The 15685-nt window shown below is 56.5% G+C and carries 16 protein-coding genes and 1 tRNA gene; 14 read left to right on the top strand and 3 right to left on the bottom strand.

Annotation, left to right across the window (positions count from 1 at the left end):
- Positions 1-89 precede the first annotated feature (89 nt).
- The 5 genes from RGW60_RS00315 to nhaA all read left to right on the top strand — a co-directional run bounded on the left by RGW60_RS00315 (position 90) and on the right by nhaA (position 3877).
- Positions 90-362: a DUF2282 domain-containing protein gene (locus tag RGW60_RS00315; protein WP_322201074.1), complete on the top strand. Its 273-nt coding sequence runs from the start codon at positions 90-92 to the stop codon at positions 360-362.
- 28 nt (positions 363-390) lie between these two features.
- Complete coding sequence (locus tag RGW60_RS00310) at positions 391-1245, top strand: DUF692 domain-containing protein (RefSeq protein WP_322201072.1); 855 nt, start codon at positions 391-393, stop codon at positions 1243-1245.
- Positions 1242-1997 carry a DNA-binding domain-containing protein gene (locus RGW60_RS00305; RefSeq protein WP_322201070.1) on the top strand — a complete coding sequence of 252 codons (756 nt, stop codon included), beginning with the start codon at positions 1242-1244 and terminating at the stop codon, positions 1995-1997. The genes RGW60_RS00310 and RGW60_RS00305 overlap by 4 nt, the downstream gene beginning before the upstream one ends.
- 43 nt (positions 1998-2040) lie before the next feature.
- Entirely contained in the window at positions 2041-2514 is a 474-nt protein-coding gene (locus RGW60_RS00300) for a DoxX family protein (protein ID WP_322201068.1), read from the top strand.
- A gap of 127 nt (positions 2515-2641) precedes the next feature.
- Positions 2642-3877 carry a Na+/H+ antiporter NhaA gene (nhaA, locus tag RGW60_RS00295; protein WP_322201066.1) on the top strand — a complete coding sequence of 412 codons (1236 nt, stop codon included), beginning with the start codon at positions 2642-2644 and terminating at the stop codon, positions 3875-3877.
- Between the two features lie 99 nt (positions 3878-3976).
- On the opposite strand, the gene RGW60_RS00290 is transcribed toward nhaA, so the two are convergent.
- From RGW60_RS00290 to RGW60_RS00280, 3 genes are all read right to left on the bottom strand, one after another.
- Positions 3977-6034, bottom strand: coding sequence for a methyl-accepting chemotaxis protein (locus RGW60_RS00290; protein WP_322201064.1), 2058 nt, complete (start codon positions 6032-6034; stop codon positions 3977-3979).
- 131 nt (positions 6035-6165) lie between these two features.
- Complete coding sequence (locus RGW60_RS00285; protein ID WP_322201062.1) at positions 6166-6813, bottom strand: response regulator transcription factor; 648 nt, start codon at positions 6811-6813, stop codon at positions 6166-6168.
- Positions 6810-8288, bottom strand: a complete 1479-nt coding sequence (locus RGW60_RS00280; RefSeq protein WP_322201060.1) for a sensor histidine kinase — start codon at positions 8286-8288, stop codon at positions 6810-6812. Before RGW60_RS00280 ends, RGW60_RS00285 begins: the two co-directional genes overlap by 4 nt.
- A gap of 228 nt (positions 8289-8516) precedes the next feature.
- On the opposite strand from RGW60_RS00280, the gene RGW60_RS00275 reads away from it, so the two are divergent.
- The 9 genes from RGW60_RS00275 to RGW60_RS00235 all read left to right on the top strand — a co-directional run bounded on the left by RGW60_RS00275 (position 8517) and on the right by RGW60_RS00235 (position 15685).
- Positions 8517-10139, top strand: coding sequence for an acyl-CoA synthetase (locus RGW60_RS00275; RefSeq protein ID WP_322201058.1), 1623 nt, complete (start codon positions 8517-8519; stop codon positions 10137-10139).
- Positions 10140-10161: 22 nt separating this feature from the next.
- The gene (locus RGW60_RS00270) at positions 10162-11934 is read left to right on the top strand and encodes an acyl-CoA dehydrogenase C-terminal domain-containing protein (RefSeq protein WP_322201056.1); all 1773 of its coding nucleotides are present in this window, start codon (positions 10162-10164) and stop codon (positions 11932-11934) included.
- Between the two features lie 156 nt (positions 11935-12090).
- Positions 12091-12167, top strand: a tRNA-Met gene (locus tag RGW60_RS00265).
- A 167-nt stretch (positions 12168-12334) separates the two neighbouring features.
- Entirely contained in the window at positions 12335-13579 is a 1245-nt protein-coding gene (locus RGW60_RS00260; RefSeq protein ID WP_322201054.1) for a tyrosine-type recombinase/integrase, read from the top strand.
- Positions 13580-13581: 2 nt separating this feature from the next.
- Positions 13582-14319: a hypothetical protein gene (locus RGW60_RS00255; RefSeq protein ID WP_322201052.1), complete on the top strand. Its 738-nt coding sequence runs from the start codon at positions 13582-13584 to the stop codon at positions 14317-14319.
- Between the two features lie 160 nt (positions 14320-14479).
- Positions 14480-14746, top strand: a complete 267-nt coding sequence (locus RGW60_RS00250; RefSeq protein WP_322201050.1) for a helix-turn-helix transcriptional regulator — start codon at positions 14480-14482, stop codon at positions 14744-14746.
- Between the two features lie 281 nt (positions 14747-15027).
- Positions 15028-15204, top strand: a complete 177-nt coding sequence (locus RGW60_RS00245) for a hypothetical protein (protein WP_322201048.1) — start codon at positions 15028-15030, stop codon at positions 15202-15204.
- On the top strand, positions 15201-15437 hold the full coding sequence (locus tag RGW60_RS00240; RefSeq protein WP_322201047.1) for a hypothetical protein: 237 nt from the start codon (positions 15201-15203) through the stop codon (positions 15435-15437). The genes RGW60_RS00245 and RGW60_RS00240 overlap by 4 nt, the downstream gene beginning before the upstream one ends.
- Entirely contained in the window at positions 15434-15685 is a 252-nt protein-coding gene (locus RGW60_RS00235) for a hypothetical protein (RefSeq protein WP_322201045.1), read from the top strand. Before RGW60_RS00240 ends, RGW60_RS00235 begins: the two co-directional genes overlap by 4 nt.

Below are 15685 nucleotides of genomic sequence, written 5' to 3'. Positions count from 1 at the left end.
AAAAATCAGCGAACTACCTTTCGGATCGCAAGCACAGCGCACTTCTGCACTGACGAGACGACCTCTTATTTTCATCCGGAGAAATAACCATGAACACTCTGAAACTTGCCGCCCTCGCCGTTGCTTTCTCTTCCTTCGCAGCCGGTGCCATAGCTGCAGAAACCCCAGCAGCGGCAGGCGCCATGGAAAAATGCTACGGCGTTTCAATGGCCGGTCACAACGATTGCAAAGCCGGCGCAGGCACCACCTGTGCAGGCACCGCCAAAATGGACTACCAGGCTAACTCCTGGAAAAACGTTCCAGCGGGTACGTGCACCAGCATCAAGACCCCAAAAGGCATGGGCACTCTGACACCTATGTAACTTCTGCACCACGGGGCACACGCCAATCATGAAGAATCAGTTCCAGATGGGGGCCGGACTCGGCCTCAAACCGGTCCACTATCAGGACGCCTTCGACTGCACAGCCGAGGGCCTCTGGTTCGAAGTTCATCCGGAAAACTACATGGTCGGCGGTGGCCCCCGCTTGGCGTGGCTTGAGGCCATTGGCACTCGACATCCACTGTCATTGCACGGCGTATCACTCTCGCTGGCGGCCGATCGTCCGCCGGATGCAGAGCATTTAAAGCGCCTGAAAAATCTTGCGGATCGCATTCAACCCGGCTTGATCTCCGAGCACTTGGCTTGGTCTGCCTGGCGCGGCCAATACCATCCTGACCTGCTGCCATTTCCCCGCACCGGCGAGGCATTGCGGCGCATCGCCAGTAATGTGAATTGCACACAAGATGCCCTTGGGCGTCGTATCGCGATTGAAAACCCGACCCACTATTTGCACATTGATGGCCATGACTATAGCGAACTGGACTTTCTGACCGAGCTCGGCGAGAGGACAGGCTGTGGCTTGCTGCTGGATGTGAATAATGTGCACATCAGCGCGCACAACTTAGGCTTCGATGCGGCAACCTATCTGGATGCCTTTCCGGCCCTGGCGATCATGGAGATACATCTAGCTGGCCACGCGGAGGATCCGGGAAATTCGACATTACTCATTGATACTCACGACGCACCTATCGCTGAAGACGTCTGGTCTTTGTATGAGCGCTTGATTGGACGAATCGGTATGCGTCCGACATTGATCGAACGTGACGACCACATCCCCGCTTTCGAGGCCCTGCTCGCTGAACGTGACAGAGCGCAATCACGGCTGAATTTTGGGCAGAGTTCGCAACATGGGTTGGCGATATGAAGCCATCCCTTGAGCAGTTTCAAGATTCGTTCATAGAAGCACTCTACGATGCCGAATCCTCCGAGATGAAGTCGCTGACCCAGCAGCCCGGCTTTGCGGTTTATCGCAATACGGTGCTCAAAGGTGCAACCGACGCGTTGCTCGCCAACTTCCCAACCATAGAGCGACTCGTGGGCACCGACTGGCTCCGAAGCGCGGCCACACTCCATGCCCGAATGTCGCCGCCCACGGACGCCCGGTTGCTGCACTACGGGGCCGAATTTCCGCGTTTTCTCGACGGCTTTGAGCACGCACAAGAAATGCCCTATCTGGGCGACGTCGCCCTTTTGGACCTGCTCTGGACACAGGTGCATTGCGCCGAAGATGAACCTGTCTTTGAGATAAGCACCTTAGCGCGGCTTTCACCGACGGACTTGGCCAAGAGCCAGCTTACACCTCGGGCTGCTTGCCGCTGGGCTTGGTTGCCTGACTCTCCGGCCTACACGATCTGGCGTGTCAATCGCGAACAGCTAGAAATGCCCGACGACCTCGATTGGCAGGGCGAAGGCGCGCTTCTAACGCGAAAGGCGGAAAAAGTGCACTGGCAGGCTGCCAGTGCTGCTGACTGTGCCTTTCTCGCCGCTTGTGCGGCCGGTCTGCCTCTGGACCAAGCCGCAGACCGAGCTATCGCAGTCGAGCCTGCCGTGGACTTGGAAAACCTCATTATCCGTTTGGTGACCGCTGAGGCATTCGTGGCGGCGAGCCAAGGTTAATTATTCTAAAAACGTAATGCCCACCTAACTGATGGAGCACTTGATGGACGTTATTCAAACTCACTCATCCGGCAACGATAGATCTCTGCGTAAACACTGGAACCGCGTTGCATGCCGACTGGAAACACTGATTGGCGATTCTCTGCTAGCGCTGGTGGCTCGTCTCTCAATCGCCGCAATTTTCTTTATGTCCGGGCGAACCAAGGTCAGTGGCTTTCTGACGATTACACCGAGTACCTACGAACTGTTCCGCACGGAATATGCCTTGCCTTTGATCTCTCCAGAACTGGCAGCTCACCTTTCTGCCTACAGCGAGCACTTGTTTCCGGTGCTTCTGGTGCTGGGATTGTTTTCCCGACTGTCAGCATTGGCGCTATTGGGCATGACGCTTGTCATTGAGGTGTTTGTGTACCCTGACGCCTGGCCGACGCATCTTTCCTGGGCGGGTCTGCTGCTTCTCATAGTCGCGCGTGGAGCAGGGTCATTATCACTGGATAGACGACTGGGCATTCGATAGTCCGTCGTTACGGAGAAACCCGACAGGAGGACTCTCGTGTAGAATGCTGCCCGGGTGTCGCCGCAAAATCGCGGTAGGCAGGTTTAATTTTGCGTAGGTCGGGCCGCCACGCGGAGTTGCCGTGCCTATGAGTCCTGATCCTTCGCGTGTTCGTAACACCCGAGAGCCTCGTCAATCGCCTTCCGCTCTGGCATTTATCTCTCGATTTTTCGCTGCAGAATCAGCCGGTGGCTTGATCCTGATGGCCGCTGCTCTGGCGGCGCTCATCGTGGCGAACTCTCCCTGGTCTGCCGTCTACTTTTCGACTCTGCACATCAAAATAGTGGGGCTGTCGATTGAGCACTGGGTAAACGATGGCCTAATGGCCGTCTTTTTCATGTTGGTGGGTCTTGAGATCAAGCGTGAAATGCTGGCCGGCCAGCTATCGAGTTGGAGCCAGCGCGCTCTTCCAGGTTTCGCTGCACTTGGCGGCATGCTGTTTCCTGCGTTGATCTACCTCGCCGTCAACTGGGGCAACACGCAAACCATGGGCGGCTGGGCCATTCCTGCGGCTACCGACATCGCGTTTGCATTAGGTGTACTGTCACTGCTGGGCAAGCGCGTTCCCATTTCTCTGAAAATATTTTTGTCCGCACTCGCGATACTTGATGACCTCGGTGCCGTGCTGATCATTGCCGTGTTCTACACCAGCGGCCTGTCCATTAGCATGCTGCTGGCGTCACTGGCGGTTATCGTTTTTCTAGTGATACTCAACCGCTGCGGCGTGAAAAGACTGCTTCCCTATTTGGTAGCCGGCGCCCTGCTATGGTTTTTCATGCTTCAATCGGGCATCCATGCAACCTTGGCCGGGGTGATTCTTGCACTTTGCATTCCGCTGGGCGATCCAAATAGCGAGCGTAAGTCACCCCTTCTTTACCTCGAAGAGAAAGTGCATCCATGGGTCGCTTTCGCCGTGGTCCCTATCTTTGGCTTCGCCAACGCCGGTGTATCCCTTGTTGGTATTTCGCCAAATAACTTAATTGACCCGGTACCACTGGGGGTGACATTAGGGCTGTTGGTAGGAAAGCAGCTTGGGGTCTTCGGTTTGGCGGCGTTGGCCATTCGCTTAGGGTTGGCAAAACTTCCCGAAAACTGTAGCTGGTTACAGCTGTATGGGATCGCCCTTTTGTGTGGTATCGGATTCACGATGAGCCTTTTCATCGGGGCGCTGGCATTCTCAAGTACTCCGCATCTCGTAGACGAGGTGAAGGTGGGAGTACTCTTGGGCTCCATCCTTTCCGCTATTTTTGGGGTGATCGTCCTGTTGCGGGCTGGAAGATACACGCCAGGTTGCCAACCCACCTCTCAGCGGAAAGCTGAATGACAGTGTATCTAGTGGCTCGTCGTGGCGCGTCAATGCGCCCGACGACCGCTAGGTCTTTGATCAATGAGGGCGCTCTGTTCAATCCCGACGCTTGAGCGATCAGTTCAATTGGAAGCGTGCAGTATTGTCACTCAGTGCCCGACTACCTTTGCTGAGCATGTCTGCCGCTTGATTGACGGCCCGTGCACCCTCCAGTAATCGACCAGCAGCCTGATCAACCTGTTGAATGTTGCTACTGACTTCATCAGCCGTGCTCGCTTGCTCTTCGACCGCCGTGGAGATCTGCGCCAAGGTGTCGGTTACACCCTGCACCGCTGTGGCGATTTCTCCCAAACGCTGGCCCAACCCCGTCACCGCAGCAGCGTCATTGACGGCCTGACCACACGCTGCATCCATCAGACCGACCGCTTGACTCACGGTGGTGCGCAGGCTGTCGACCGTCCCGGCAATTTGCGCGGTCGACGCCTGCGTACGTTGTGAAAGACTGCGCACTTCATCGGCGACCACTGCGAAACCCCTGCCCTGCTCGCCCGCGCGCGCCGCTTCGATAGCCGCATTGAGTGCCAACAGGTTGGTCTGTTCGGCGATGCCACGAATCGCATCCACCACAGATTGAATCTGCTGCCCTTGCTCACTGACTCGCCCCAGCGCTGCGGCGGTGTCAGTCAGGCGTTGGTTAAGTTGCTGAATACTTTCGGTAGTTCGAAGGCTGTCGCGGCTACTCTCTTCTGCGACATGTCGGGTGTGCTGTGCACTGGCGGACGCCTGCTCACAACTTTTCGCTACACCTTGGGAGGTCGCCGCCAGTTGGGTGGCAGCGGTTGCGATCTGGCTGATCTGCAGCTGTTGGTCCTCAACCTCATTCAGGGTGCGGCTGGACTGGCTATTGAGCGTTTGCACTGCGCCACTCAATTGCAGCGTTTCGTGATCAACACCTAGCAAGCTGGTACGCAACTGCACTACCGCGACGTTGAGTGCGGTACTGATTGCTGCCAGCTCGTCGCGCCCTTCCACTGGTACTTGAACGCAGAGATTACCGTCACGCAGCGACTGCGCCAGGGTGGTGATGCCACTGGCGCTGCGCCGGATCGACGCCTGCAAACACACAAATAGATACAGCGCTGCCAGTAGCAACAAACCAAACACAGCGGCGACCGGAATTAACTGCCTAATGGATTGATCATGGTAATAGCCCAGACGATCGTCCAATGACACCAGCGATTGGTGACGCAACGCGGCCAAATCGCTCAGCAACACATCAATGCTACGCTCAAAACCATCAGTTTTGAGGCTGATGCTCCCGCCAAACACGCCTTCATCCAACACTTTTAATTCGCTGTCCAACCGTTGCTGGCTTTTACGGTACTGATCGGCCCAAGGCTGCATTTCTCGCGGCAACCTGGCTTCCAGCGAAGCACCGGTTTTGCTCAGTTGATCACGCGCGTCGCCCAGACGTCCACGCAGGTCGCGCATCTGCAAACGGCTTTGCATGGTGAATTGACCGGACGAGATCGACGTTTGTCCGACGCTGGCCAATCGACCTACCCGTTCGATGAGGTCCGGTGCTTGCTGGGTGGATATTTGCATCAACACATAGGTTTCACGCCAAGGGTCGATATTCAGGCCGCTGTCCAACGCGATTTGTTCGCGCAGATTTTGCAGCGCGGTCAGTGCTGCGGTGAAACGCTCGTAGCCGTCTGGCCACCACCCTACCGTGCGCAGGGCCGCAGAATCCAAACCCGTGGTGGCACTTTGTAGCGTCTGGTAACGATTCAGTGTGTCGGCTTGGGCACCGCTGCTGTGCAACTCAGTGCCCAATTTCGCGAGCTCCTGGACGACGACAGGGGTTGCTGCATCCAGGCCAGCCATCGCTTCACGTGCCGCTGGCGTCGGTTCGTGAAGAATATCGGCCGCTTTCCAGCGCGCCGCCCGATCGCGTTGTGCCGCCAACAGATTATCCAGCGAATCCAGTGCCGACAACTGGCGCACCCCCGCGCGCTCGCCAGATATCAGAGCCAGCTTGTCGTGATAATCCTGCCCGATCATCCATAAGCTGCCCACTAACGGCAGCATGAACAACAGGAAAAGCAGCTGAAACTTTCGAGCAAATCCGAAACGCCCTAACAGGCGAATCCCCGGGGACAAAAGTGTCAGCATTTGAAACCTCTCATCTTTACGCCCTTCCTTCGCTTGTGGCCCTGGAGGGCGCTAGTTGCAAAGACCCGGCAGATCGCCGTTGTATTCGATTGGAAGCAAGAACCAGACCGTTAATACATAACGGTTAGCCCTTAATTACCACCTGAGCGCAGCGCCAGCGGGTTGACCATCCCCACCGCTATTGCCATACCTACCAAAGCTGGCAAATGCTCAGCCTGCATGCGCTTCATCACCCGCGACCGATAGAGATCAACGGTTTTTGCACTAATTTCCAGTTGCGCAGCAATTTCGCGGGTCGTATAGCCCTGCACCAGCGGCAGCAATACGTCGCGCTCGCGGGGGGTCAAGGTGAGTAGGCGCGCTTGCAATGCCGCGTGACCGTGGTCATCCGACGGGTTTGCACCAACGCTTTGCAGCGCTTGCTGCACGCTGTCCAACAACAACTGTTGGTTGTAAGGCTTTTCAATGAAGTCGTGGGCCCCCGCCTTGAAAGCCCGCACTACAATGGGCACGTCAGCATGGCCGCTAACGAAAATCACTGGCAAATGAAGATCCCGGGCACGCATCTCTTCCTGCACATTCAGGCCACCCATGCCGGGCATCCGCACGTCTAGTAACACGCATGCATTGAGCTGGGCATCGCACGCCTCAAGAAAAGAGCGCCCACTGGTAAACGGCAGCGCTTTGAGGCCCACCGACTCCAGCAACCAGACGGTCGAATCGAGCATGCCCTGGTCATCATCGACCACATACACCACTTGCTCCGCAACGCGGGTCATTCGTTCACTCCTGATGCGGTTTTAGACGGACCCACGCGTGGCAAATAACACAACAGCATTAAGCCAACCGGCAGGCGTCGGGCTTTTAGCTCGCCACCCAGCCCTTCGATGATATTTCGACTCATGGACAAGCCCAGGCCCAAACCCTCGACTTTACTGGTGTAAAAAGGTGTGAAGATTTTTTCAAGTTCCGACTCGCTCACTCCCGGCCCTTGGTCCTGGACACTCAGCTCGATGCGCCCATCAACGGCAAGCTCAGCCGCCAACACAATCGTCGATGAACGACCAGGATGCGCCTCGCGGTTGGCGTCGATGGCATTGCGTAACACGTTGAGCAGTACCTGTTCCAGTAACACTCTATCGGCGTAGATCGGCGGAAGATTATCCGGTAACCGCTCTTTTATCGTCACTTGGCAATCGTTAGCTTCCCACGCACACAGACCAACCACTCCGCGGGCCACTTCGCTGGTGTCCAAAGCCTGCATCTGCCGTCGCCCTTTACGCAGAAAAGCGCGTAGCCGCTTAATCACTTCAGACGCGCGATTGGCATGGTCGGTGATGTGCTCAAGGCCCTGCGCCACACGCTCGGCCGCCTGAGGGTGAGTGCCCAACGCCTGCAAGTAACGCTGGCTGGCGCTGGCATAGTTGACGATCGCAGCCAGCGGTTGATTGATTTCGTGGGCAATGCCCGACGCCATCTCACCCAAGGTTACAAGCCGCGCCGTGTGCGCCAACTCATCTTCAAGACGCCGGTGACGCTCGTCCGCCTGGACCCGGGCGGTCACGTCCCGAGACACGCTGATAACTTCGACCACGGCGCCGGTGTAGGTTTCGCGAATTGCCCGGCTGGCTGTTTCGAACCACAGATAGTGCCCATCACGGTGGCGGATTCGGTAAGTCATCGTGTGATAACCCTCTTGGGTAAGCGCATCGCGGGCACGGTTGATCAGTCCCGCCAAGCCCTGACCATGAAACAAACCTTGCGCCAATAAACCTTGCAACTCCCCGGGCCAATAACCCAGCAACGTCCAGGCAGCGGGTGACGCATCAATAAAGTGACCTTCAGGCGTGTGACGGGAAATCAGATCCGTGGTGTTTTCGGTGATCAATCGGTACAGCCGCCTTGCTTTGGCCGCTTCTCTCTCGGCCACAATCTGCTCGGTGGCCTCTCGACAGCGTGCCAGTACCTGGTTTTCCTGGGGAACAGGGATGAAAGTCCACAAAAAAATCCGTTGTTCCCAGCAGGCTTCAACCTCTTCGATCGGCCGTTGCTGTTCTAGGCAAGCGCGAACCAGCGCAGATTGATTCACCGGTAACAGTGCTGTTACGTCGGTAGAGGGCCACTGCGCGAGTACGTTCAGCAGCGCCAGGTTGAGTTCAATCGCACGCGCCTGATCATCGAGCAACAGGCTAGGTTGCGGGTCGTGACTCAACAGCACCGAGACGTGCGAGGGGAAAATCCGGGGGGAAGTCATCAGATGCCCTGTCGTGAAATGAGTACGCGGGGGGCTACCTCATTCGATGCGAAGTCAGCCAAACGGTAGCGAACGATATATATAGTATATCTACTATATGATTAAGGTATTACTTCCATACTTGCCCGTGATTGATATATAAAACACGCCGGACTTAAAGCTACCCCATATGGCAATGCCTGTAGGGTCAGCGATAGAGCTAACAATCAGCCAACCGAGTACCTCTACATGTCGATCTTCGAGCAAGGGCTTGCCCCTGCGGCGGTCAATCATATCGCGTTGTCTCCGCTCAGCTTCATTGAGCGCACTGCTTACGTTTACCCTAACTACCCTGCCGTTATCCATGGTTCGATCCGTCGCACCTGGGCGCAAACCTATGCCCGCTGCCGACGCCTGGCCTCAGCCCTGCAAGGTCGAGGCATCGGTAAGAACGATACCGTAGCGCTAATGTTGCCCAATATCCCGGCGATGCTCGAAGCACACTTTGCAGTACCAATGATCGGTGCCGTATTAAATCCGCTCAACGTGCGCCTGGATGCCGAGGCAATTGCCTTTATGCTGGGGCATGGCGAAGCCAAAGTGTTGATCACTGACCGCGAATTTTATGACGTCGTCCGCACTGCGCTCAGCATGCTGGAACATCCGCCACTGGTAATTGACGTGGATGACCCCGAGTACGGCGAAGGTCAAGCCGTCAGCACGCTGGATTACGAGGCGTTACTGGCGGAAGGCGATCCACACTTTGATTGGCAGTGGCCTGCGGATGAGTGGCAAGCGATTTCGTTGAGCTACACCTCTGGCACTACCGGCAACCCTAAGGGCGTGGTTTACCACCATCGCGGCGCTTACTTGAGTTCGTTGGGCAACCAAATGACCTGGAGCATGGGCAATCACCCGATTTTCCTCTGGACGTTGCCGATGTTTCACTGCAACGGCTGGTGCTACCCGTGGACGATTACCGCCATGGCTGGCGTGCATGTGTTTTTGCGCCGCGTAGATCCACAGAAAATCCTTACCCTGATTCACGAACACCAGATCACCCACTTCTGTGGCGCGCCTATCGTACTGAACGCGTTGATCAACATGCCGGATTCAGCCAAAGCAGCCATCGATCACCCGGTGAACGCCATGGTCGCGGGCGCAGCGCCGCCCGCCAAAGTGATTGGCGCAGTAGAAGAAATGGGCATCAAAGTTACCCACGTGTATGGCCTCACCGAGAGCTACGGCCCGGTCACGATTTGTGCTTGGCACAGCGAATGGGATGAGTTGTCGCTGGATGAGCGCGCTCAAGTCAAATCTCGCCAGGGCGTGCGCTACTCGACCCTGGAAGGGCTGATGGTCGCCGATCCGAAAACCCTGGAGCCCACCCCGCGCGACGGCGAGACCATCGGCGAAATATTCATGCGTGGCAATACGATCATGAAGGGCTACTTGAAGAACCCGAGCGCCACCGCCGAAGCGTTCGAAGGCGACTGGTTTCACACCGGCGACCTGGCTGTGTGTCACCCCGACGGTTATGTCGAGATCAAGGACCGGCTCAAAGACATCATCATTTCCGGCGGCGAAAACATCTCCACCATCGAACTCGAAGGCGTGCTGTATCGCCACCCAGCAGTACTCGAAGCCGCTGTGGTTGCCCGCCCCGACGAGAAATGGGGCGAAACGCCCTGCGCGTTTGTTACCCTCAAAGCGGATCACGGGCACGTTCGCGAAGCCGATATCATCAGCTTCTGCCGCGAACACTTGGCGGGCTTCAAGGTACCGCGCACGGTGGTGTTCAGCCTGTTGCCGAAAACCTCCACCGGCAAAATTCAAAAGTTCGTGCTGCGCGAAACAGCCAAGAACCTTTAACTGTTTAAACGAGGTTCACCTGATGCCTGAATTCAACGCTCCCGTGCGGGACATGCGCTTTGTTCTGCACGAAGTATTTGACGCCCCGGCGCTGTGGGCACGCTTGCCCGCCTTGGCCGAAATCGTCGACGCCGCCACCGCAGACGCCATTCTTGAAGAAGCGGCCAAAGTCACTGGACAGCTGATCGCCCCACTGAACCGCAGCGGTGACGAAGAAGGTGCGCAATGGCACACAGGCCAAGTCAGCACGCCCACAGGCTTTAAGCAGGCCTACGCCACCTATATAGAAGGTGGCTGGGTCGGCCTGTCCGGCAACGATCAGTTCGGCGGCATGGGCATGCCGAAAATGCTCGCCGTGCAATTTGAAGAAATGCTCTACGGCGCGAACTCCAGTTTCGCGCTGTACTCGGCTCTCAGTTCCGGCGCGTGCCTGGCCATTGACGCCCACGCCAGCGAAGCTCTGAAAAGCCTGTACTTGCCACCGATGTACCAAGGCCGCTGGGCTGGGTCCATGTGCTTGACCGAAGCCCATGCTGGCACCGACCTGGGCATCATCCGTAGCCGCGCAGAACCCCAGTCCGATGGCAGTTTCAGTATCAGCGGCAGCAAGATATTCATTACTGGTGGCGAGCAGGATCTTACGGAGAACATCATCCATTTGGTGTTGGCCAAATTGCCCGACGCGCCGGCTGGCCCTAAAGGAATTTCACTGTTTCTGGTGCCAAAAATACGGGTCAACGCTGACGGCTCACTGGCGGAGCCCAACGCGGTGACCTGTGGTTCGATTGAACACAAGATGGGCATCAAGGCCTCGGCCACTTGTGTGATGAACTTTGACGGCGCCAGCGGCTGGTTGATCGGGGAGGCGCATAAAGGCCTGGCGGCGATGTTCACCATGATGAATTACGAACGCTTGTCCATCGGGATTCAGGGCATCGGTTGCGCCCAAGCCTCCTACCAAAGCGCCGTCGCCTACGCCCGCGAACGCATCCAAAGTCGCGCGCCAACCGGCGCCGTGGCCAAGGACAAAATCGCCGACCCGATCATCGTCCACCCCGACGTGCGTCGCATGCTGCTCAGCATGAAGTCCATGACCGAAGGCGGCCGCGCATTTGCCAGCTACGTTGGGCAACAACTGGACCTTGCGAAGTTCTCTGACGATGCTCAAGAGCGGCAAGACGCTCAATCGTTGGTCGCCCTGCTAACCCCGGTCGCCAAAGCATTTTTCACCGATACTGGGTTGGAGAGCTGCATCAACGGCCAGCAAGTGCTGGGCGGCCACGGCTACATTCGCGAATGGGGCCAGGAACAACTGGTACGCGACGTACGCATTGCGCAGATCTACGAAGGCACCAATGGCATCCAGGCACTGGACCTGATCGGACGCAAAGTGGTGATGGACAAGGGCGTCGCGCTGCGTCAGTTCACCGCCGAAATTCGAACCTTCGCGGACCAGCCGGGAGTGACCTACTCGGCGCCATTGCTCGACGCGGTGCAGCGCTTGGAAAACCTGAGCGACTGGGTACAAGAACAGGCCGACAGCAACCGCAACGAAATCGGCGCCGCCTCGGTCGAGTATCTGCACCTGTTCGGCTACGTCGCCTACGCCTACCTGTGGGCACGCATGTCTCACGTCGCCGAGGGCAAAAGAGCTGAAGATGTGGCCTTCTACGGCGCAAAAATCGCCACCGCCCATTTTTACTTTAGCCGGATGCTCCCACGAATAATCAGCCTGGAACACAGCATCCGTGCCGGAAGCGAGTCGTTATACGGGTTAACCGCTGAGCAGTTTTAAAGCATTGAATGGATAGAGGTTACGGGATTGCTCGCTGAGCGCTTGGGGAAATGTCGGGTCTGACCGTATCGAGGGCTAACCGCTTGATCGCACGGATAAATTCTCAAGAACAACGCTTGACACATTTCCCGTATCCGCGAATAATGCGCGCCACTTGGCTACATAGCTCAGTTGGTTAGAGCATAGCATTCATAATGCTGGGGTCCGGGGTTCAAGTCCCTGTGTAGCCACCAAGTACCGGTTTACAGATGTCTACAGCAGTCTATAAACCACCTCAAGAAGCCCGCCTAGTGCGGGTTTTCTTGTTTCTGGCTGTTTATCCCTATCTACCCCTATCTCTACCAACCTTGTATGCCTACGTGTATGCTTTCAAAATAATTGAACTGGAGGCATACAAGGGATGAAGCGCTCAGATATCAAGCGTCGGCCGATGGCGGACACCACCCTGTCCAGCCTCGAACCCGAAGCCACCGCCTACCGCGAAATCGATGGTTCCGGCCTGTATTTCAGGGTCAAACCCAATGGGAGCAAGTCGTGGGAGCTGCGCTACAAGAAGCTAGACGGCAAATGGTCCTGGCTGGGCGTGGGCGGATATGGAACCGGCGAAGGTCAGTATTTGGGCGCTCAGGCTCGAATCAAGTCTGAGGAGCTGCGTTCTGACGCCGCCCAGGGCAATAACCCGATAGTTACCAAACAGGCGCGCAAGGCTGCTGAGATTGAGGCTGCCAACGATACGTTCGAGATCATGGCGCGGGAATGGTACTCGTCACGGCTTGCCAACTGGGATGCAGGCACAGCCAAGCGAATCATCGGCGCACTGGAGCGTCATGTGTTCCCTACTTTCGGAAAGCGCTCGTACAACAACATTTCCTCAATGGAGTGGATGGAATTGTTACGTGGACTGGAGCAGCAAGGCATCTTGGAGCAGATGAGCCGGGTACGCGCCTACTGCAAGGACGTTTACGATCTGGCCCGAGTTACTGGCCGCGCCGTAAATAATCCCCTAGAAGGCGTCCACAAGTTCCTATCTACCGGCAAAGCCGAAAACTACGCTCATGTTTCAGCCGAGGAGCTGCCCGCCCTTCTGCGCGCCATTCAGTTGTACCCGCACGCTAAGGATGTGCAGTTGGGCTTACGTCTCCTCACGCTGTTGGCAGTGCGTCCTAGCGAGCTGCGTGAAGCGCATTGGTCTGAGTTCGACCTGGCCAAAAAGCTCTGGACAATCCCTGTCGAGCGTAAAGGCCGTAAGAAGGGTCGTGAACACCTGGTACCGCTCTGTCGTCAGGCTATCGAGCTGCTCAAGGAACTGTACCCGATCACCGGAGCGTATCCACTGCTCTTCCCCGGACGGAGTGATCGAACCAAGCCACGTAGCGATACCGTGTTCCTGATGGCGCTGCGCAGGATCGGCTACGAAGGACGCCAGACTGGCCACGGATTCCGGCACATAGCGAGTACCACTCTCAACGAACACGGATTCATCGCCGACCACATCGAGGCGCAGCTAAGCCACAAGCCCCAAGGTGTTCGCGGGATATACAACAAGGCTCAATATTTAGAACAACGTAAAAGCATGATGCAGTGGTACGCCGACTACTTGGACAAGTTAGCAGCGGGCAATGTAATAGCAATCAGGAGCGCTTAAACATGCAGAGCTTTGACGACTTTGACGACCTGCCAGACCTGGGACACTGGAAGTCAGTAATGGAATTCAGCGTAGAACAGGCTGCACTACTACTCGCAATGATTGATCCGTTCGACTACGACACCCTGGACAGAGCAAAACGGCAAAATGTACCCCGCTGGAAAAACGCACACGGGCACGCCCTAGGCATTGTCTCCGCTATTAGGCAAGGTTTGATTTCTCCAGTTGTGTGCATGGGCCACATCTATGTCGAAACTAACGACTGGAACGGAAACCCGACAATGGAGAGAATTCTAAGAGTTGCGCGCCCCGCTGAACGCGAGGTTGAAATTAGCTTGCCCGACACAATCATCACCCGCGCCTCATTAGTGGCATGGATCGAAAGCGAGAAGGTGCAGGTTACAAGGCCACCGAAGCCCGTCACCAAAACCATAGCAGTGCAAACCATCGCTAGGGCGATCGAACCGGCCGTACCACAACCGGCTCCGCTTGCCTTGCCTCCATACGGTCACTCGTCAGAAGGTTTAGATCTGGTACAGGAGACCATCAAGCACTTCTGGGCAACCTACGACGAGGACGACATTAGCACCGCGCCATCAAAGGAAGACATCCTCAAGTTTCTAACGACCAAGGGTGCATCTGGTCGCATGTCAGAGGCGGTTGACATCATCCTACGGCCCTTCAACTTAAGGACTGCACACCTGAGAAACCGCAAGGTGCTCACCCGAGGAGACGAGTGAAACCGGGGGTTTCGACTATGGTGCTCACCCGACCGGACGATCTGGGCGGGCACTCTAGCTCTCCCTCGTGTGCCAGGCACTGCACACCCAAGCAGGGTTGATTACCACCCGTCGCCAACTGCCAACCTGTTTCTGTCTTCATCCACATCAGGAAACAGATATGAGCAACATTACCCCAGTAACACCGGTCAGCGCTGACGTGCGCTCTACTTACGACCCCTCCACCACCATCATTCGCATGGACGAACTTGAGGCCATTACCGGCATCAAGCGGCCCACCGTCTACAAGCGTCTTAAGGACGATCCGACATTCCCCAAACCAGTGCCACTGAGCGATAGCAAGTCGAGGGGCGCGCCGGTTGGCTGGATTCTTGGCGAAGTACAAACTTGGGTTCGTCAGCGTATGGCAATGCGTGGTGCTGCATGAAAGCCCTTGTCTATTCACATCTCCAGCTGTATCGTTCTGCCGTCGCTGCAAATTCAGCGACCCGGTTTGGTCGCCGGACTATCTCTAGACGCAACAGCGTCCAAGTTCCAAAAACAGGCGCTTTTTTTGTGCCCGTAATTTCGAATTATGGTGGCTGTGCGCAGGACACCTTCGGGTGTGCCGGTTTCCTAGAGTACCGGTCGACCAACCTACGTACAGCCGCCACCTTAGCTTGCTTGGTCGCAAACGGTGGCGGTTCCTCAACTCCAGGAGCGTCACCAATGCAGTTCTCCACACCTATCCAAGATCCGTCTGTTCTCATCGGCAAAGCCGGTGCCCACCGCGCAATGGCTTTGGCCGCACTTCACGCAAACTCCAGCCTCTCAGTTCGTCTAAAACGTTACAACGCCCACATGCAAACCGCACGCAGCCTCGAAGCTCAGGCGGTGGCGAAATGACTTTCCAACTCGGAACACTCGCCCACGCTGCCGATGACCACGGCAACCGCTTGGCCACTGCCGGCTTGGCGCTCGAAACGCTTGCCAATCTGCTAGGCCTTGACGGTAGCGAACATGGCCTCAGTGACTCCCAGGCGTATGGCTTGACCTGCGCGGTGAGCTCTATCGCCGCCTTGGTTCGTGACGCGGGGTTTGACCTTTGCGGCAAGGCTGAATCGGAGGTGCGGAAATGATTACCTCTACAGAAGTCACCAACGTTGCCAACGAAGCTCTCGATCAACTCAAGGTTGCCAAGGAATATCTGGACTGGTTTGACTCTTTGAGCTGGGCGATCAGCACCACACTTAAGGCTGGTCATCACCACCACGCTGAATGCTTGGCCGGTGCCCTTCAATACCTGGCTGGTGATTATCAAAGCCTTCTTGAATCTGACATCAAGAGCTTTAACGAGCGCCTCGATAACATCGACCTGAGGGTCTAA

This window comes from Pseudomonas sp. AB6 (genome assembly GCF_034314105.1).
In the GTDB taxonomy this organism is placed as follows: Bacteria; Pseudomonadota; Gammaproteobacteria; order Pseudomonadales; family Pseudomonadaceae; genus Aquipseudomonas.
Note: the sequence above shows the minus strand (reverse complement) of the source record. Positions and strands in the feature narration are given on the sequence as shown.